Origin of the sequence: Psychromonas algicola (genome assembly GCF_004378355.1) — a bacterium.
Classification (GTDB): Bacteria; Pseudomonadota; Gammaproteobacteria; order Enterobacterales; family Psychromonadaceae; genus Psychromonas.
In genome coordinates, this window is the sequence record NZ_SNUB01000005.1 from 66,036 (window position 1) to 84,787 (window position 18,752).

Annotated in this window: 17 protein-coding genes; 11 read left to right on the forward strand and 6 right to left on the reverse strand. The window is 37.0% G+C overall.

What is annotated here, in order from left to right:
• Positions 1-170 precede the first annotated feature (170 nt).
• Both E2R67_RS03860 and E2R67_RS16585 read right to left on the reverse strand, forming a co-directional pair.
• Positions 171-2,504, reverse strand: a complete 2,334-nt coding sequence (locus E2R67_RS03860; protein ID WP_208379457.1) for a hypothetical protein — start codon at positions 2,502-2,504, stop codon at positions 171-173.
• A 559-nt stretch (positions 2,505-3,063) separates the two neighbouring features.
• Complete coding sequence (locus E2R67_RS16585; protein ID WP_166739307.1) at positions 3,064-3,234, reverse strand: hypothetical protein; 171 nt, start codon at positions 3,232-3,234, stop codon at positions 3,064-3,066.
• A gap of 125 nt (positions 3,235-3,359) precedes the next feature.
• On the opposite strand from E2R67_RS16585, the gene E2R67_RS03865 reads away from it, so the two are divergent.
• Positions 3,360-4,241: a DMT family transporter gene (locus tag E2R67_RS03865; RefSeq protein ID WP_134289625.1), complete on the forward strand. Its 882-nt coding sequence runs from the start codon at positions 3,360-3,362 to the stop codon at positions 4,239-4,241.
• 118 nt (positions 4,242-4,359) lie between these two features.
• Here the strand turns inward: E2R67_RS03865 and E2R67_RS03870 are convergent, their stop codons facing one another.
• On the reverse strand, positions 4,360-5,130 hold the full coding sequence (locus E2R67_RS03870; protein ID WP_134289626.1) for a fumarylacetoacetate hydrolase family protein: 771 nt from the start codon (positions 5,128-5,130) through the stop codon (positions 4,360-4,362).
• A 201-nt stretch (positions 5,131-5,331) separates the two neighbouring features.
• Here E2R67_RS03870 and E2R67_RS03875 point away from each other — a divergent pair, with 201 nt between their 5' ends.
• From E2R67_RS03875 to E2R67_RS03900, 6 genes are all read left to right on the forward strand, one after another.
• Positions 5,332-5,925, forward strand: a complete 594-nt coding sequence (locus tag E2R67_RS03875) for a hypothetical protein (protein WP_208379458.1) — start codon at positions 5,332-5,334, stop codon at positions 5,923-5,925.
• A gap of 415 nt (positions 5,926-6,340) precedes the next feature.
• Positions 6,341-6,847 (forward strand): pyridoxamine 5'-phosphate oxidase family protein, encoded by a 507-nt coding sequence (locus E2R67_RS03880; RefSeq protein WP_134289627.1) that lies wholly within the window; start codon positions 6,341-6,343, stop codon positions 6,845-6,847.
• A 144-nt stretch (positions 6,848-6,991) separates the two neighbouring features.
• Positions 6,992-7,657, forward strand: a complete 666-nt coding sequence (locus tag E2R67_RS03885) for a TetR/AcrR family transcriptional regulator (protein WP_134289628.1) — start codon at positions 6,992-6,994, stop codon at positions 7,655-7,657.
• Positions 7,641-8,966 (forward strand): efflux RND transporter periplasmic adaptor subunit, encoded by a 1,326-nt coding sequence (locus E2R67_RS03890; protein WP_243836949.1) that lies wholly within the window; start codon positions 7,641-7,643, stop codon positions 8,964-8,966. Before E2R67_RS03885 ends, E2R67_RS03890 begins: the two co-directional genes overlap by 17 nt.
• Positions 8,963-12,082, forward strand: a complete 3,120-nt coding sequence (locus tag E2R67_RS03895) for an efflux RND transporter permease subunit (RefSeq protein WP_134289629.1) — start codon at positions 8,963-8,965, stop codon at positions 12,080-12,082. Before E2R67_RS03890 ends, E2R67_RS03895 begins: the two co-directional genes overlap by 4 nt.
• Positions 12,083-12,191: 109 nt before the next feature.
• Entirely contained in the window at positions 12,192-13,391 is a 1,200-nt protein-coding gene (locus E2R67_RS03900; RefSeq protein ID WP_134289630.1) for a class I SAM-dependent methyltransferase, read from the forward strand.
• Between the two features lie 60 nt (positions 13,392-13,451).
• Here E2R67_RS03900 and E2R67_RS03905 read toward each other — a convergent pair whose 3' ends face one another.
• Genes E2R67_RS03905 through E2R67_RS03915 form a run of 3 tightly spaced genes read right to left on the reverse strand, consistent with a single transcriptional unit; the run spans position 13,452 to position 16,503 of the window.
• Positions 13,452-13,766: an MGMT family protein gene (locus tag E2R67_RS03905; RefSeq protein WP_134289631.1), complete on the reverse strand. Its 315-nt coding sequence runs from the start codon at positions 13,764-13,766 to the stop codon at positions 13,452-13,454.
• Positions 13,753-14,445 carry a pseudouridine synthase gene (locus E2R67_RS03910; RefSeq protein ID WP_134289632.1) on the reverse strand — a complete coding sequence of 231 codons (693 nt, stop codon included), beginning with the start codon at positions 14,443-14,445 and terminating at the stop codon, positions 13,753-13,755. The genes E2R67_RS03905 and E2R67_RS03910 overlap by 14 nt, the downstream gene beginning before the upstream one ends.
• Positions 14,446-14,484: 39 nt before the next feature.
• Entirely contained in the window at positions 14,485-16,503 is a 2,019-nt protein-coding gene (locus E2R67_RS03915) for a GNAT family N-acetyltransferase (protein ID WP_243836950.1), read from the reverse strand.
• 367 nt (positions 16,504-16,870) lie between these two features.
• On the opposite strand from E2R67_RS03915, the gene rpsJ reads away from it, so the two are divergent.
• The 4 genes from rpsJ to rplW are packed head-to-tail and all read left to right on the forward strand — an operon-like array spanning position 16,871 to position 18,752.
• On the forward strand, positions 16,871-17,182 hold the full coding sequence (rpsJ, locus tag E2R67_RS03920; protein ID WP_025563085.1) for a 30S ribosomal protein S10: 312 nt from the start codon (positions 16,871-16,873) through the stop codon (positions 17,180-17,182).
• A 15-nt stretch (positions 17,183-17,197) separates the two neighbouring features.
• On the forward strand, positions 17,198-17,836 hold the full coding sequence (gene rplC, locus E2R67_RS03925) for a 50S ribosomal protein L3 (protein ID WP_028869308.1): 639 nt from the start codon (positions 17,198-17,200) through the stop codon (positions 17,834-17,836).
• 14 nt (positions 17,837-17,850) lie between these two features.
• Positions 17,851-18,456 carry a 50S ribosomal protein L4 gene (gene rplD, locus E2R67_RS03930; protein ID WP_025563083.1) on the forward strand — a complete coding sequence of 202 codons (606 nt, stop codon included), beginning with the start codon at positions 17,851-17,853 and terminating at the stop codon, positions 18,454-18,456.
• Positions 18,453-18,752, forward strand: coding sequence for a 50S ribosomal protein L23 (gene rplW, locus E2R67_RS03935; RefSeq protein WP_134277535.1), 300 nt, complete (start codon positions 18,453-18,455; stop codon positions 18,750-18,752). The genes rplD and rplW overlap by 4 nt, the downstream gene beginning before the upstream one ends.

Below are 18,752 nucleotides of genomic sequence, written 5' to 3' on the forward strand. Positions count from 1 at the left end.
TAGTGGTTCATATAGAAAGAAATGCGGCAAAATTTGAGTTGGAGGGAAAGCGCGAACGAAGTTATCCGAGGTGTTTAAAAGCGTCTAAAAACAGATATCCAGTGGCTAAAAGTAAATATGCCGTTCACCTTAAGTGAACGGCATTAAGCTTAACGCTGGCTTAATTTATTCTATTTCTTTGGCTTTTCAGCTTTTGCTGCTGGTTTAGCTCTTGCTCTAGTGCGTGGTTTTGGTTTTTCCTCTACCACTGGTTTTTTCTCTTCTATCACTGGAGCTGGAATTGGCTCTGGTGCTTGCACTTTTGCTTTTTGCGGATTTAAACTTATACGCGTTGGGCTGTTTAGTGAAACAAGTTTTGTTTTACTAATGCGGTAACGGTAAATTTCACGTAGGTATTTGATAGCACGTTTAACATGATCTGATGTTAAGCGAATATCATTGATTGATACAAAGCTATCTTGATCATCACCTAAAATCTCACGGTATTTTTTCTCGTACATTGGCTTGATTGCATGCCAGTTTGTATCAAGAATTTTCGCTGGATTTTCAAACTGTTCAATCATTACGTCTAATTTGTCTTCGTCAAACTCTTCATCTTTGATTAGTTGTAAGAAGTTGCTATCGAAGTCTGCATCAAAACAAGCATCACCGCGTGCAAAACAACGTTTAACGTAAGATACGATTAATGTTAAGAAGTCATCACTTAAACAAGGGCTCTTAGCAATTAATGTTGTTAATGAAATATTTTCAGACGAACCAATAACTAGCGCGTAACGCTTAAGTGTTGTATTCGGGAACAAGTTATTCAAATGAGATTTAAGTTTGTTTAAATCCATGTATGAAAGTTTGTAGTCTTTTGGTAATGAAATAATCGATACAATAGAAGAACATTTTTCAAAGAATAGAATTTCTTTTAGTTTGCTTGTATCAAAGTTATTTGCACGACATTCAGCTAATAACTCTCGGTAAGCTTCAGCTTCCATTGGTAATAGACTGACACCTTCAATCGCTTTTGTTTCTTTATTGAAGTGTGGTAAATCGATTGAACGGAAGAATAAATCATCGATATCTAACTCAACTAATTCTCTATTAGTTGCTTGTTTACCATCGATAATAGGTGCTGTTTTGTTAACTGTTGATTCTGCGTAAGCAATCGTTACAGGACCCGCTAAACTCATGAATAAGTCGTTCGCATCTAATCGAATGGTTTCACTAATATCCACACCTGCACGACGGAAGTAATCTTGGTCGTAATCTTTAGTCACTGCTTGTGCTGTTAAGATGTTGAATATTTGTTGTGAAATGTATTGGTTTGCGTATTTTTCCATGGTGCTAACGTCAACATTTTGCATGCTGCCGCCATTGGCTTCTTCAGCATAACGCATGATGTCATTCGAAATTAACATCATTGAGTTCCATGGACGTAAACGACGAGCAGCACTTGTGCTTTCGCCATTACGATCTAAGTTGTATGAGAAATCCCACTCTTCAGATAGGTATTTACATAATAAACGACCCGAGTTGATATGTAGAGCTTCTGAAATTTCTACTTCTTGGCAAGCAATATTTGGTAAAACACAAATACCACTACTAAAGATTGGTTCGAAAACAAATGAATGATCACCTGATTGTTGTTTCTCTTCATCGAACTCTTGTTTTTGTAGGTCTAATGTTTTGCTCATGTAAGCATACTGTTGTGCTAAACCAATTTCTGATGCCATACCAGAACCAGTACCACCACCTGCACTGAAGATATAGAAGAATAGGCGAGATTGGTTGGCTTTCATGCCACAAGAGTCAACAATGTAAGAATGGATTGGATTCCAGTCTTTACTTGCGAATGCTTCTGGTTCTTTATTTAATACGATTTTAGCTAGGTATTGACCTAATACTGGTGCATTACCAGCACCACCAGCATGAACTTCAGATAGGTTCATTATTTTCATTTTTGAATAGTTATCAAGTAGGCTATTTTTGCCACTCATATAAGAAGAACGAACACGTCCTTCTATATCTTGGTCTAAATCACCAAGGATAATGAAAGGTTCAATCAAAAATGCGGCACGTTTATCGATGCCTTTTGGTAAACCTAGGCTGCCTCTAATCCAAGTCGAAAGAGGAGAGTTTTTCGCAATTTTGTCTTGCTCGATATCTTTAAATTCATTTAAGTAGAATGTACGCGCACTGTGTACAAGGCTTGCAAGGTCTAATGAAACATTAGAACCACAACGACCTATACCTACTAAACAAACAGAAGGGAAATTAGCTTCTTCTAAATCTTCTTCAGTAAATGAATCTGTGATAGGGAAAATTTGTTGTTTGAGGATATCTAGGTTGTCTAAGATACGATCTGTATCATGCTCAATAAAGTAGCTTTGTTTAGGAGTTGAACTTGCATTTAAACTAGATCTAGATTCAAAACTATTAGCCGCTTTAAATAGTGGGCTGTGATCTAATTCATTATCAATTTCTGTTGTTTCGTTTGTATCTGTATGCTTTTCCATAACGTCCCTTATATTGACATCATTAAACCGATCTTAAATGTGCGCTTTATTATGACTTGGAGATCAAGTGTATATTAGGGGTGACTCATTGAAATTGGTATTTGATCAAAACGGGCAATTTAGATGTTTTTTTGTGAACTAGATCATCTTTTAATTTATTTATTTTTGAACTTTTAATGAAATTCACTAGTTCAAATTCGTTAAGTTGGACAAAAAATGTCCATTTCAAATTAGTTTTCATTCATATTTACACATTTCTTATGTTTCTAATGTGAAAATTGATCAATCTATAAAGTAATTAATAGGTTAGGTAAACCCTATTTTGATTAAAAATCTAAATCTGAGCAATTTACTAGGTTATTTATCCCTAAAATATGATTAATTATTATTCGTTTTGCTTTAGATTATTGAGGAATTAGTTTTTATTTTGGAAAAATCAAGCCGCTGAGCACTTGAAAAAACCTACGCACTGACTTTATTGCTTAATCTTCACTTTGATCGCTTTGATTTAATCAGTATTTTTAAAATGATCTCATTTATAAATGTGTAAAGTGTTCGACTATTGTTCCAGTTTTTCAATGCATTCTTGAATTTTAATGCCTTTTAAAAAGCATTGCTTGATTGTTTGCTCTTGCGCTTTAGATAGAACGAAGGGGCTTGCTTGCTCTGTGTGTGTTGAAAAGTGGCGGATAATACGACGACGATAAATCGCTAAACGGTTGAATTGCATTATTAATCCTGAGATTGCAAACACTAGGCAACCGCAAATAATATAAAAAACTAGCATCATCTTTTCTCCTATCAATTTATACTCTTGGCTCACTCTATCACCTTCTTGATTATTTAGGGACTTATATGCCTTTAGCAAGTGTTTTACGGTTAATATTATTAGCTTCAATATGGGGTGGTTCATTCTTGTTTATGCGACTTACTGCTAATAGTTTGGGGCCTGCTTTTTTGATTGAAGGAAGAGTTTTGTCGGCAGCATTATGCTTGCTGCTAATCAGCCTTTATTTACGTCGACAATTGTTGTTTGTCTCTCACCTAAAACATTTCTTTATTATTGGTGCGTTAAATACGGCTTTACCTTTTTTGTTATTTGCTTACGCTGCGCAAACATTAAATGCATCAACATTGGCTATTTTAAATTCAACGGCGCCATTGTTTGGTGCTGTTATCGCAAGTCTTTGGCAAAAAGAACCCTTAAAGTTTAAGGCTGGTGTTGGTTTATTAGTGGGAATGGTGGGAGTGTCTGTATTGGTTGGACATCAAGCTTTAGCTTTGGGTGAGCAAGGTTTATGGGCGATTTTGGCTTGTTTACTGGCTGCGTTAATGTACGGTTTTTCTGCTAATTATACCAAGGTTGCTCCGGTTGTTGCTCCTTTTGAAAATGCTCACGGTAGTATGTGGGCTGCAGTGATTGTGGTATTACCTTTTCTTGCTTTTATGCCAATTCGTGATCCTGTGACTTTACCTATTAGTTTATCCGTTTTGGCTTTAGGTATTGCGTGTACTGGTTTTGCTTATTTGTTGTATTTTAGATTAGTAAAAGATGATGGGCCTGCATCAGCATTATCAGTGACTTTCTTAGTGCCTTTGTTTGGTATTTTATGGGGAAGTTTATTTTTAAATGAAGAAATAGGGCTTAATACATTATTAGGTGCGCTGTTAGTTATCACCGGAACTATTCTTGTTACTGGCTTTTCAATTAAGAAATTGTTTAATAAGAAAAAATGATAAGTTAACTTTAAAGCGACGTACAGAGTAGAGCATAATATTTAAATAGCGGATAAAGAAAAGGGAGCTTGTTAGCAATAACAGACTCCCTTTTTATTTGTCGTTAAGTGACGACGAATTATGCTTCTTTAAAAGTAACTTGGTATTGCCCAAAGCCTTCATAAGCAATGTCAGTTGTTTTTACTGGTACTTCAATTGCGCCCGCGTAAGAACCGGTAATGATTGCTTGGCCTTTTTCAAGATTAATGCCGCGCTCAGACATGAAGTTCACGAACCAGTAAATTGGTGCTTGTGCAGATAAGTTAGGATGCTTGCCATCGTAATTATTTTCATCAATTGATAGTTTGATTTCAGCTGCATCGTAAGCTTGTGCTTTAGTGATTTCAGGACCCACGAAGATACCTTCGTTTAATAAACAATCTGCTTGTCTGTCTGCAAAAATCAGTTCATCGTTTGCGCTTGCAGCGTAACGACGTTGTAATAATTCTAATGCCATGTGGTATGAACCGATAGCATTGTCTACTTCTGCTTCAGTATATCCTGATTCACGAGCAGGTAAGTCAGCACCTAATACAAATGCGATTTCTGGTTCAATTAACGTTTTACCTGGTTCTGTACATTTAACTAAACACTCTGCACCTTGTTGTACTGTCCCTTCTAATACAGGACCGACAATGATTTGCTCTGGGTTAAGTGGAACTAAACATTTCCAGCCAGCTATTTTTTTACCGCTTGCTTCAACTGTTGCAGCTTGGATTGCTAATGCATCTTCTAGGTTAGCTGGACGGCAGTCTTCTGGTAAACGATCACCGCGGTGGTTTGCACTACGACGAGCTAAAAGTTCTTGAGCTGCTTTTAAACAAGCTTCTTTGCTTAATGTTTGTGTCATCTTATTTCTCTTTTTAAAGTAAATGTTTGAATAGGATAAGAGGGTAAAACTGGCGCTAATATTACTCTTAAATTGATGAAAAAGTTAGTGCTTGTTGTATTTTACGGTTTGTTTGTTATTAAAAATGTTGAATTCCTCGACATTGAGAAGATTGCTTTTATACTCAGCTTTACTTTATTAGTATGGATTTAATGATTGATTATGGTTTTTTTTCGTTTAAATGTTTTATTGATGTTATGCGGTAGCTTTTTTGCTGTGCTTGTTAAAGCGGATTCTTTAGAAGTTGAATCATCACCAGCAGAAACAATTGAAGTTGAAAATATAATACCTACAGAAAGTGAAAATAATACACTGGATCTATTTTCAATTAATACAGGTTCTTTTTTATATCACGCTTTTCCTAAAAATGATGATTCTAATCAGTATTTTGATAATCGCCTATTTTTCATTGAACGAAAATTTAGTGTTGATTCTGACTATAGTTTAGTGGCGGGTACATTTCTAAACAGTCAAAAAAATCGCTGTGTTTTATTAGGCATGCGTAATGATTTATATCGCTTTGATGATAATTTGGTGATTAAAGGTGTTTACGCCTACGCGGGTGAGTTTTTTATTAGCGCCTTTGAGCGCTGTGGTGATGATGGTTTTTATGAAACGATGAGAGAGCATACTGGTGTTGCATTTGCCCCTTATATCTATCATGCTGCACAGTATAATTTTACTGATTATTGGGGAGTTGAAGCTGGATTGATGTTGCCCGGTATTGTAGTCATGAGTATGCAATGGAGTTTTTAAATCTTTAGTGCTCGCTTTCACTGCTAGCGTCTAGTTTTGGATGCTAGTTTAACCTGTCTTTTCTAATCCCTCTTTTCTAAATTTATTTTTTTATTAATATATCTTTTACTTCAATTTATTTACAGATGATTTGTGGCGAGTCTGTTTGTGCATTTTCTCGTGAACACAGTTGCTATTACTTAAATAATCATTGAGTTCATTGTTTATTGAATGCGAGTAAACAACTGTTTTTCAATGCTTGATCACGAAGTGTTGAGAGTTAATAACAGTTATGCGAAGTCGCTACTGACTGATTTATCAACTTGGAGTACAGTGATGCAACTGTTCAAGTTTTAGACAGTGTATTAATGAAGGTAAAGCAGTATTTATTGCTCAATTTGAAGAATTTATACAATTAAAAAAAATGGAGTTATTAATGGAAAAGTCATCGTTGGGTCAAGCCGGTGTGAAAGGTAAGTTAATCGCTGAAATTAAAAAGTTGGTAGAAAGCAAAAACACATTACAACTAGCAACGGTAGATGAAAATGGTAAACCTAACGCAAGTTATGCGCCTTTTGTTTCCTGCGACGATGGCTATTATATTTTAATTTCAGAGATGGCAAGGCACGCACAAAATATTTTAATCAATCCTACTGTTTCATTAATGGTCATAGAAGATGAATCACAAGCCGACTGTTTACATTCTCGTAAAAGATTAACTTTAGATGCTACCGCTATACTTATATCAACAGAGACAGAACGATGGTCTGAAGTGACTAAAGTGATGATCGAGAAGTTGGGTGAAACAGTGAAAACACTTGTGCAGTTATCCGATTTCCATTTGATTCATTTACAACCTGAGCAAGGTTTATATGTAAAAGGTTTCGGTAAAGCTCACCATGTGGCATTTAATGAATTATTTAATCCTGTCGTTGTTGATTAGGAAATGCTTCCTCTTATTTTTGGTAAAGTGGTTTTTATTCATCAAAAATAATATTTTAAAGAATTTTATAGTTAACCTACAAATTTTAACTGTTTTATTATATTCATCACGTGATGGATATATTGTGATGAATTAAAGGTATTAATGAATAAAATTAACCAAGTTGGTCGCCCTACTGAAAACAAAGGTCATCGAGATAAGTTACTTATTGCAGCTAGAAAGTTATTTGTAGAATACGATTATGATAAAGTTTCATTACGTATGATTGCTAAAAAAGCGCAGGTTGATAGCGCACTTATTGGCTACTATTTTCAGTCTAAATTTGGCTTATTTATGGAGATGTTGAAAGAAACAGCTGCACCAGTTAGCGTTCAGTTGGAAAAAGCTGAAAGAAATATTACTATTGATAGTCCTGAAATATTGATGAGAACTTACTATCAGGTAATGAGTGATAACCCTGATTTCCCCAAGTTGATGTTTAAAATTGCATCCATGCCAAATACCGATAAAAATGCTAGTTTTAAAGATATATTAGCCCAAACTCTACGGTTCAAAAATACCAATATATTTTCTTCAATGTACGAGCAGGGATTATTAAAAGAAGGTACTGACCCGCTTTGTGCGCAGATGAGTTTTTTTAGCATGATGATTTTTCCCTTCCTCATGCCTGAAAGTATTAAAAGTGCAATGGGAATTGAATTCAATTCAGACTTTATCACTAAGCTTGCAGAGCAAAATTCAAAATTATTATTACATGGATGTTTATTGGATTCATCTACAGGAGAAAATAATAATGATCAACATAAATAATAAAAAAAGATTTTTAGGATTTGGTATTGTTGTTGGTGTTGCTATTTTAGTGTTATCTATCTTGCTTAAACCTTCTCCTACTCTTGAACCTAGCTTTGATAATGCTCGTTTAGTTTCTGTTGAACCACTTATTTTAAAGCAAACTGCTCCGAATATTATTGGTTTTGGTCGAATTGCTCCTAAACATAGTTGGCAAGCTATTTCTGAAGTGACTGGCAAAGTGCTATATCGGCACCCTGAGTTGGAATCAGGCGGCTTATTATCTGCGGGGACTTTAGTATTAGAGATCGAACCACTTCAATATGAATTAAAACAAGCACAAGCATTAGCTAATGTTAACTCTACCTACGCACAATTAACTAGATTAGAACAAGAGCAAAAGAATCTTAATGCAAGTTTAGAGATTGAAAATGAAAAGTTAAAATTAGTAAATCAAGAGTACCAGCGCAAATTATCTTTAAAGCAAAAAAGCTTAATCTCTAGCTCTGATATAGAAGGGCAAAAACAAAATTTATTAGCCCAGAAAAAACTAGTGCAAGATTTGACCAGTGCTCTGAAGTTGCTTCCGGATGATAAAAAGGTTGCCCAAGCACAGTTACAGGTTAATCAATCGTTATTAAAAGATGCACAACGACAATTAAAAAATACCCGCTTAATATTGCCATTTGATGCGCGTATTTCAGAAGTTAATATTGAACAAGCTCAAGCAGTTTCAGTTGGTAGTGTTTTATTTGAAGCTTATCAACTTGGCACCGTTGAGGTAAAGGCTGAGTTGTCATTGCAAGATGCAGAGACACTTATGTTAACGATTCATGACCTCCCTAAAAAAAATGATTTGCCTGATATTGAGTCTTTAGGTTTAACTGCGAATATTGAGTTACAAATGGGAGAAAAAGTACACAAGTGGCCAGCAAAGCTAATGCGTATTTCTGGCAGTATTAATACAGAGCAAGCTACGATTGGATTTTATTTGGAAGTTGCCCAAAACATTAAACAGCCAGATCTACAAAGTCGGCCTCCATTAACAAAAGGTATGTTTGTAAGCGCCAACATACAGGGCTTTCATTCCAGTGAGTTTGTTATTCCAGAAAAGGCGCTTCATGGAAAGCAGGTGTATATTATGGATGAAAATAAACAACTCAGCCTTCGTAATGTTCAGGTTAAATTTCGAAGTAAACAAGGTGTTGCTATCACTGGAGATATTAAAGAAAAGGAGTTACTGATATTAAATGATTTAATTCCTGCTATTCCTGGTATGTCTTTGAAAGTATCGAAGTCATTACTTAATACTCAGGATCTTAACTTGTGATCAAGCTATTCACTCGACATCCGACTGTTGCCAATTTATTGATGCTTGGTTTTTTTGTTTTAGGCTTGAGTAGCATGAGTTCTATTAAGCGAGAAACTTTTCCTGATTTTGCATCTCCTTATATTATCGCTAATGTTGTCTATCCTGGAGCATCCCCTGCGGAAGTAGAAGATAGTTTATGTTTAAGAATGGAAGATGCAGTCGATGGTTTAAGTGGCATAGAGGAAACTAAGTGTGATGCCCAAGAAGGTTTTGCGTCATTGGTTGTTAAAATGGGAGATGAGATTGATATTGGGCGAGCATTGGTGGATATTCAGACAGAAATCAATGCTATTAAAGATTTTCCAACACAGATTGAACCACCAACAGTAAAAGAACTTGATTGGGCTGAACCCGTTGTTGATGTTGCTGTTTCTGGAAATGCGACTTTACCTCATTTAAAAGCCTATGCGGAAAGGCTAAAAAAGCGCTTAAAGATAGATTATGACGTTAGTTTAGTGAGTATCGCTGGTTTTTCTGACCACCAGTTTAGGGTGGAGTTAAACCAGAATAATATTAGAAACTTAGGGTTGACTGTATCGCAAGTTGCAGAAAAAATTGGCCGCCAAAATGTGAAACTACCTGCGGGTAATATAGAGCTTAATGATAAGAATTTATTGATTCGTTTTGATGAACGTAAGGTTACACCTGAGGCCTTAGGTAATACTATTATCGCTTCCGTTGTTGAAGGGGGTGTGGTGCGTTTAAAGGATATTGCTAAAATAGAAGATGTATTTGAATTGGATGAAGAGCAGATATTCTTTAATGGTAAACCTGCTGCAATATTGAAAATTAAAAAAAATAAAACTGACGATGCATTGCGTATAAAAGAGCGGGTGTCTGCCTTTGTTGAAAATGAACAAAAAGTTGCGCCAGAAGGCATTACTTTAACGTTAACTAATGATATGTCATCGTTATTAGCTGATCGCTTAAGCATGATGTTAAATAATGGTTTGCAGGGGATTATTTTAGTTTTTTTCGCTATGTGGTTATTCTTTTCATTCCGTTATTCTTTATGGGTTTCTGCTGGTTTGCCGGTTGCTTTTTTAGGTGGTTTGTTTCTAATGGGCCTATTTGATATCTCAATCAATGTGATGAGTTTAGTGGGGTTGTTAATGGCGATAGGCATTATGATGGATGATGCTATTGTGATCGCTGAATCTGTTGCCGCTCATGTCGAAAAGAAGATGCCAATTAATGACGCAGTTGTTGCTGGAGTTAAAAAAGTTGCTCCGGGAGTTGTTTCTTCGTTTCTCACAACTATTTTCATTTTTGGTAGTTTGTTATGGCTTGATGGGCAGATGGGGAAGGTTTTATCTGCAGTCCCTATGGTGTTAATCATGGTCTTGAGCATTAGCCTTATTGAAGCTTTTTTGATTTTACCTAATCACCTCTCTCATTCGTTATCGAAACCTGAAAAAGCAGATACAACATTAAAGTTTAAACGTGAATTTTTAATTAAATTTGAATATTTTAGAAATGTCATATTAATTGAAAAAGTAGCTTTTGTGGTCAAATGGCGTTATATCAGTATTGGTTTGATTGTTGGTTTATTTATTGCCTCCTTTGCCTTAGTTACTGGTGGTGCTTTAAAATTCCTACCTTTTCCAGAGCTTGATGGTGATATAGCGGAAGCGCGTATTATTTTGCCTCCAGGCTCTACTTTGCATCAAACGGAGCAAATTGTAGACAAAATTATTCTTAGTGCAAAACTTGTTGGTCAACGAGCAACTAAAGAAAATAAAGAAACGACTTCTTTAATAGAAGATATTACGGTGCAGTATAATTTTAATGCTGACGCTGGTGAAAGTGGTCCTCATGTCGCAACTGTCCGCTTGGATTTATTATCAGCGGAAATTCGTAATACTTTAATTGAATCTTTTATAGACTCATGGAGGATAGAAGCAGGTGAATTAGTCGACCCAATTTCTTTAGTTTTTAAACAACCCGCAATAGGTCCTGCTGGGCGAGATATAGAAGTGCGCTTACAACATGAAAACTTAACTTATTTGAAGCAAGCCTCTGTTGAGCTACAAACTTATTTAACTCAATTTTCGGGGGTTAATGGCGTGTTGGATGATATGCGTCCAGGTAAAGAAGAGGTATTGATTAAATTGAAGCCCGGAGCTGCGAGTTATAATGTTGATGGACAAATGATTGCCAGCCAGTTACGGGCTGCTTATTTTGGGGAAACGGCCGATGAAGTCCAAGTTGGTCCAGAAAGTATAGAAATAAAAGTAGTACTTAATAAATTACAAGCAGGTGATTTACAGGTGCTATCTAACTTTCCAATTATTTTATCAGGAGGGCAACAGGTCCCATTAAGTGCAGTAGCATTTTTACAGAGTGAGCGTTCTTATGTACGTATTCAACGTGTAGATAGCCAACGAACAGTAACTGTGATGGCTGATGTAGATAATAGCAAAGCTAATGGTAATGAGATCGTGAGTAATATGCGTCGTTATTTTATTCCTCAGTTACAAAACCAGTTTTCAGGTTTAAAAGTAGATTTTGAAGGAGCTGCAAAAGAGTCGGCTAAAACAGGTAGCTCTTTAATAAAAGGGTTTGGGATAGGTTTGTTTGGTTTGTTTGCCATATTAAGCTTTCAATTTCGTAGTTACTTAGAACCTTTTGTGGTGATGTTAGCGATACCTTTGGCATTAATTGGAGTGTTATGGGGGCATTGGTTAATTGGGCATAGTTTATCGATGCCATCTATTCTTGGGTTTATTTCGTTAGCGGGAATTGTGGTTAACGACTCAATATTATTGGTGCAATATATTCGGCATCATATCGATGATGGTGATAATGTTTATGATGCGGTAGTTAAAGCGAGTCGAGATCGCTTTAGAGCGGTATTTTTAACATCATTAACAACGGCAGCAGGTTTATTACCTCTATTGTTGGAAACAAGTTTGCAAGCTCAAGTGGTGAAACCGATTGTTATTTCTATCGTGTTTGGTATTTTCACTTCTACATTATTAGTGCTATTTATTATTCCAAGCGCCTATGCCGTTCTTGCTGATTTTGGTTTAGTGCATAAACACAAAGACTTGAGTGAAGAGCATTCAATATGAAAAATTTGTTGTTATTCATTATGTTCACTATTAATTGCTTGTTTATTAAAGCTTAGTAACTGCTAGAATGCACGCTTATATTTTACCTTAGCATGATTCGGAAATTACTATGTCAGTGACGCTTAATACCCTTGAAGATTTTTATATGTTGTTATCAACAGGTTTTGATAATAATAAGGTAGTGAAGCTGCTGTTAAGTAAATATCGAGGTGAAGATAAGACCTTAAATAGAGTGGCGATCCGCCCTATTACCTTACAAGGTGAAACGGTACTAAGTTTTGTTTACGAATACCAAACCAATCACATCACTAAAAACCACAGAATTGATCTAGCCATTACTGAAATTAAAAGTTTATTAGGTGACGATTTTAAAAGCGCTTATTTAACCTTAAGAGATATCGAAGTTCAGCTGGAATTTAGTAAAAAGGGTAAACTTAAAATATCTCAACATAAAGCTAAGCAAATACAAGCCGCGCCAGAAGCCCACAATCGAGAGAAGAATCGTTTTGTCGATATTCAACGTCCATTTTTAACCGCGTTAAAAGTGACAGATAAACAGCGTAAATTAATTCCAGCGATGTCCAATAAATGGAAACAAATCAATAAGTTTATTGAAGTGTTTAGCCAAGCATTAGAAGTGTCACCACACGATAAAAAAACACCTTTAAATGTTGTCGACTTTGGTTCGGGTAAAGGTTATTTAACTTTTGCTATTCATGACTATTTGCGCCATACATTGAAAAATGAAGCGCAAGTGACTGGGGTGGAGTTACGTCAAGCATTAGCCGATTTATGTAATGAAACTGCATCGACATTAGATCATCAAGGATTAGACTTTGTTTGCGGTGATGTGAAAACGCATGCGCCAAAACAAACTGATGTCATGATTGCCTTACATGCTTGTGATGTTGCTACGGACTACGCAATTCATTATGGCATTCGCGCCAACGCGAGTATTATTATGTGTTCACCTTGCTGTCATAAACAAATTCGTCCACAAATGCAAAGCCCTGAATTATTTCAACCTATGTTGCAATACGGTGTACATTTAGGACAGCAAGCTGAAATGGTGACCGATTCATTACGTGCATTATTATTAGAAGCAAATGGCTATACAACCAAAGTGTTTGAGTTTATTAGCTTAGAGCATACCAATAAGAATAAGATGATTTTGGCGGTCAAGAAGGCAAAAGTGAATGCGAAAGAACAAGCTAAAACATTAACTCAAATCGCGAATATTAAAGAATATTACGGTATTCAAGATCATTGTTTAGAAACGTTACTAAATGAAAGTATGACTGAGGGGTAACCATTACTTATTGGGTGATGATTAAGAGAATTTATAATCACCACTAGTGTAGGCTTTTGTTTAAAAATTATGGCGTTGTTTATCTAAATCCACGACTTTATTATTATCTGCATTTAATAAAATCCCTTCTTCTTTTAATAACGCAATTTTCTTGTCTGTGCCTAGTGCATACTTTCCAATGGCGCCGTTACTATTGACCACTCGGTGACAAGGAACCACGATCACATCTGGATTACTCGCCATGGCGTTACCCACGGCTTGATAGGCTTTGCCACCAAGCTGATGAGCGATATCGGCATAGGTCACGACTTTGCCTTTAGGAATTTGACGCAATAAGTCGTAACATTGTTGGTTGAATGATTTATTTGAATCCATTCACTTCTTGCTCCGTTAAAAAACGTGATTCACCTAAAGCGAGATTAAGATCTAACTCTACATCACCAATTTTTTCTCGATGTAGTTTAGTCACAAAGTTCCCTACTGCAGCAAACATTCGTTTTACTTGATGGTATTTACCTTCACTGATAGTTAATAATACTTCGTTTTCACTGAGTATTTCTAATTTTGCAGGTAAACATGGGTTCGGTTCACTTTTAAGCTGAATACCTTCAGCAAAAAGTGCAATCGCTTCTTCACTGATTGGATCTTGTAATGAGATGCGGTAACGTTTTTCACATTTTTTACGTGGGCTTGTTACTTGATGAGACCATTGTCCATCGTCTGTGATCAGAATTAATCCTGTTGTATCTGCATCTAATCGACCTGCGATAAAGACGTTTTTCTTTTTCTCGATATCAATTAAGTTTAATAAGCTTGGCATTTGTTCATCAACATTTGAACTAATGAAACCAGGCGGTTTATTTAGCATAATGTAACGAAATCCACGCAGTGTTAACACTTGCCCTTTTAGTTCAATAATATCGTCGGCTGTGACTTTGTACGATCCGCTGCGCAATGCGCCTGCTTGATTGCTTATTAATCCTTTGCGGATTGCATTCTTTGCTTCGCTACGGGTTAGTTCTGTCGATTCGCAAATGAATTTATCGAGTCTCATTGTTTTCTTCTTATAAGTTCTTTCAGTTAATTAAGTTAACTAATATTGAGTAAGTAAATCGCAGATACAGTTTTTTAAGAATGCTTGCGCTTGTTTTTGTCCGGTAAAATGATGCTGTTGTACCATTTCTTGCCAGCTATGATTTTGGATTATTTTTTCAATCACGCAACGTTGTTGCTGTTTGTTTAAGGTTTCTAATGAAGAAACCATCAATAATTCAATTAATAAATATTCGACACTCTCATAACCACGATTAGCATTAATATAACCCGATAACGATGAGCGTATCGATTCAAGTGGTCGATTAGATGCTATTTGCGGCCATAAAGCGAGGATCAATGATGCATCTAATTGATTGAGTTGTCGGCTGAGTTGTATTTTAACCTGTTTATTAAACTCAGTCTGTATTTGATGGTGTAATTGTTTCCCTTGTTCAGTTAGAGGGTGATTCACGATAAAAGAATGCTCTCCACTGCTTTTATCTTTTTGTGTACCAATTCGTAATACTTGTAGCTGGTGGCGTAACCAAAAGCGAAGAATGTTGTCACTGGCGGCAAAGCTTGCACAGAGGTGATCAAACTGTTGTTGTTTTGCCCAATTTATTATCCAAGTTAATAATTGACTGCCTAAGGTTTTATTTTGCAGTGTTGGTTGTATCGCAATGCGTTGTAGTCGAGCATAACGTTGTGAGCCTGCTTCAATAAAACCGCTATGGAAAGTTAACGATTGAGCCACTAGATGACCATGAGGTCGACGAGTCCCTTGATAGATTTGTTCGCATAATGCGCTATCAAATCCACCTTCATGATTAATTAATGCGACACCGAGTACGCTGGTGTTTTGTTTTGGCTCCAACTGGCTTTGTTGTATTGCAATAATGGTTAGCTCAGAGTCATTTAATAGAGCCGCTAAATCCGAAGGCTTTGTCTGATAATGTGCGTTAACTAATAATGAAAAGATTTGGTTTAATAATGCAGGTTGCTTTAATAGTGTCTGTTTATTGATTTCGCTAATAACAAGGTTAGACAGTGCGTTAATATTGCTTGGCTCTTGCTCTTTTAAACAGAGTGCTGAAAGTGTAAAAGCTTCAACAGGGTCATGGTTAGACCAACGTATTGCTTGGTTTAAATGGAAAGAGCGAAATTCAGGTGCAATTTCATGAAGCTTTTGTTGAAAGCGTAACGCAAAACCACGGCCAGATCCTTCATAACCGAATTGGGTTGTGGCAAAAACCAATCGAGAATAGCGTTCTGTAAAAAGCGTTAATAACTTAATTGGGATTGCAGCTGCTTCATCGATAAGCAATAAATCGCATTGTGCTTGTTCTTTTGCTAACGCGTCTGGCGCGATAAATTGTAAGCGTTGTAAGTCATCTTTGTTTGTCAGTGTTAATGTTGCATGCTTATATAAGGTAGAAACCGATTGTTTGCTGGGAGCACAAACGAGGATTTTGTTTAAACCTTTATTAATTAAGGTTGCTGCTGCGATACCTAAAGCGGCGGATTTCCCTCTTCCTCTATTAGCCGTTAATACTAAAGGTCTACGTCTATGTCCTGTTACCGTTTTAATAATATGTTGAATAGCTTGTTTTTGTTCTGCTAAGTCTAGTTTGTTACTAACAGCTGGAATAGCGGAACTTTGCACTGCTGGCAATGATTGGTGTTGTTGCCATATCGGGAATTCATGTAATGCTAGCTGTTTTGTTATGTATTGATAAAAGAGGTCAGTAGCTATTACTTTATCTGATAATAAAAGAACAATAATACCTCCACCAGAGACAGATCCTTCAGCGGCTGCAAACTTGTTGGCATCGAAGCCATCTAACATATTTAGAAAGAGTAGCTCTACATCTTGCCCAAGTAGTGATGAGTAGGGAGATGTCGTGATAGTGGTAGGACTTTCGCCGCACCATTGATAATCAGCTCTCTCGTCATCGACAATTACTGTGGCTTGTTCAAAGCACCAACTCTGTTCGCCCTGTAAACAGCATAGTTGTCTATGATTGGATTGTTGAGCTAAGTCTTTAAGTTGTCGATAAAATTCAATCACAGTAGACACGAGAGATCCTAAATAGAAATTTAAAAGCATTATGGGTATTGATAAGGATAAAATGTACCATAAAAATGTTGTCTCATGTGAGTAAGCGTGGACATCTCTTTATAATTAAGCAAGGCAGATCCTTTTGAATGTTTTTTACACAAAACACCATTAAGCACTTGCTTTAGTTAATAGATAATGTAATATACGCCCACTTGCCAATATGGCGGGTGGGTTTTTTAACCCCATAGCCAGATAATTTATTGGTTATCAAAAATGTCTCCCAATTGGGGAGCTACTAGTTTGAATATACACTTGAGATCTATCTAGGATAGGTTGTCAGGTGTTTATTTGTATGTTGTATTTTTAACTATTGGAGTTTTGGTCCATGCAGAACCAAAGAATCCGTATCCGCCTTAAAGCTTTTGATCATAAACTGATCGATCAATCAACGGCGGAGATCGTTGAAACTGCAAAGCGCACAGGTGCTCAGGTACGTGGTCCTATCCCACTACCTACTCGTAAAGAGCGTTTCACAGTACTAACTTCACCGCATGTTAATAAAGATGCGCGTGATCAGTATGAGATTCGTACTCACAAGCGCTTGATTGATATCGTAGAACCAACTGAAAAGACTGTTGACGCACTAATGAAGCTAGATCTAGCTGCTGGCGTTGATGTTCAAATCAGTTTGGGTTAGAGAGGAGTTATCGTAATGACAATCGGTCTAGTAGGTCGTAAAGTTGGTATGACTCGCATCTTCACTGAAGATGGTGTCTCTATTCCAGTTACAGTTCTAGAATGTTCACCAAACCGTGTTACTCAAGTTAAATCACTTGATACTGATGGCTACCAAGCTATTCAAGTAACTGCTGGCTCTAAAAAAGCAAGCCGTGTAAACAAGCCTGAAGCTGGTCACTTTGCGAAAGCAGGTGTAGAAGCAGGTCGTGGTTTATGGGAATTCCGCCTTGGTCAAGACGAAGGTGCAGATATTCAAGTTGGTGCTGAGCTAAGCGTTGAGTTGTTCAACGAAATAAACAAAGTAGATGTTACTGGTCAATCTAAAGGTAAAGGTTTCCAAGGTGCTGTTAAGCGTTGGAATTTCTCTATGCAAGATGCGACTCACGGTAACTCTATTAGCCATCGTGCTCCAGGTTCAATTGGCCAATGTCAAACACCAGGACGCGTATTTAAAGGCAAGAAAATGGCTGGTCATATGGGTGCTGAGCGTGTTACGACTCAAAACCTTGAAGTTGTTCGCGTAGACATTGAACGCAACTTACTGCTCGTTAAAGGTGCAGTAGCTGGTGCGAAAAATGGCGACGTATTCATCAAACCTGCTGTTAAAGCATAGCCGAGGAGTTAGTAATGGAATTGGTATTGAAAGATGCACAAAGTGCTCTTGAAGTTTCTGACACTACCTTTGGACGTGAATACAACGAAGCCCTTGTACATCAGGTAGTCGTTGCATATGCAGCCGGTGCTCGTCAAGGTACTCGTGCTCAGAAAACCCGTAGTGATGTTCGCGGTGGTGGGAAGAAGCCATGGCGTCAAAAGGGTACTGGTCGCGCACGTGCAGGTACAATCCGAAGCCCTATTTGGGTAGGTGGTGGTGTAACTTTTGCAGCTCGTCCTCAGGACCACAGCCAAAAAGTTAACAAAAAAATGTATCGCGGTGCTGTAAGAAGTATTCTGTCTGAGTTAGTTCGCCAGGATCGTCTAATCGTAGTCGAGAAATTTACTGTTGAGGCTCCTAAAACTAAAGAGCTTGCAGCTAAATTAAAAGACATGGATCTTAAAGATGTTTTAATCATCACTGAAGAATTAGATGAGAATCTATTCTTAGCAGCGCGTAACTTATACAAAGTTGACGTTCGTGATGTTCAAGGTATTGATCCAGTTAGCCTAATCGCGTTTGATAAAGTTTTAGTAACTGCTGATGCAGTGAAAAAGATTGAGGAGAGCCTAGCATGATCAGTGAAGCACGTTTACTGCAAGTTATCCTAGCTCCGCATGTCTCTGAAAAGGGAACTTTATCTGCTGAAAACCATAACACTATGGTGTTCAAGGTTGCAGGTACTGCGACTAAAGCAGAAGTCAAAGCGGCAGTTCAGAAATTATTTGATGTTGAAGTTACAGGTGTTCGCACACTAAACGTGAAGGGTAAAACCAAGCGTACAGGTCAACGTATGGGTCGCCGTAGCGACTGGAAAAAAGCATACGTTACTCTGGCTGAAGGTGCAGACATTAGTTTCGATGGCGCTGAGTAG

Excerpts from the sequence above, each read along its gene's own strand:
- E2R67_RS03890 (WP_243836949.1), top strand. The coding sequence starts at position 7,641 with ATGATCAACATAAATAATAAAAAAAGATTTTTAGGATTTGGTATTGTT.
- E2R67_RS03900 (WP_134289630.1), top strand. The coding sequence starts at position 12,192 with ATGTCAGTGACGCTTAATACCCTTGAAGATTTTTATATGTTGTTATCA.
- rplD (WP_025563083.1), top strand. The coding sequence starts at position 17,851 with ATGGAATTGGTATTGAAAGATGCACAAAGTGCTCTTGAAGTTTCTGAC.
- rplW (WP_134277535.1), top strand. The coding sequence starts at position 18,453 with ATGATCAGTGAAGCACGTTTACTGCAAGTTATCCTAGCTCCGCATGTC.
- E2R67_RS03870 (WP_134289626.1), bottom strand. The coding sequence starts at position 5,130 with ATGACACAAACATTAAGCAAAGAAGCTTGTTTAAAAGCAGCTCAAGAA.
- E2R67_RS03885 (WP_134289628.1), top strand. The coding sequence starts at position 6,992 with ATGAATAAAATTAACCAAGTTGGTCGCCCTACTGAAAACAAAGGTCAT.
- E2R67_RS03875 (WP_208379458.1), top strand. The coding sequence starts at position 5,332 with ATGGTTTTTTTTCGTTTAAATGTTTTATTGATGTTATGCGGTAGCTTT.
- E2R67_RS03865 (WP_134289625.1), top strand. The coding sequence starts at position 3,360 with ATGCCTTTAGCAAGTGTTTTACGGTTAATATTATTAGCTTCAATATGG.
- rpsJ (WP_025563085.1), top strand. The coding sequence starts at position 16,871 with ATGCAGAACCAAAGAATCCGTATCCGCCTTAAAGCTTTTGATCATAAA.
- rplC (WP_028869308.1), top strand. The coding sequence starts at position 17,198 with ATGACAATCGGTCTAGTAGGTCGTAAAGTTGGTATGACTCGCATCTTC.
- E2R67_RS03910 (WP_134289632.1), bottom strand. The coding sequence starts at position 14,445 with ATGAGACTCGATAAATTCATTTGCGAATCGACAGAACTAACCCGTAGC.
- E2R67_RS03860 (WP_208379457.1), bottom strand. The coding sequence starts at position 2,504 with ATGGAAAAGCATACAGATACAAACGAAACAACAGAAATTGATAATGAA.
- E2R67_RS03905 (WP_134289631.1), bottom strand. The coding sequence starts at position 13,766 with ATGGATTCAAATAAATCATTCAACCAACAATGTTACGACTTATTGCGT.
- E2R67_RS03880 (WP_134289627.1), top strand. The coding sequence starts at position 6,341 with ATGGAAAAGTCATCGTTGGGTCAAGCCGGTGTGAAAGGTAAGTTAATC.
- E2R67_RS16585 (WP_166739307.1), bottom strand. The coding sequence starts at position 3,234 with ATGCAATTCAACCGTTTAGCGATTTATCGTCGTCGTATTATCCGCCAC.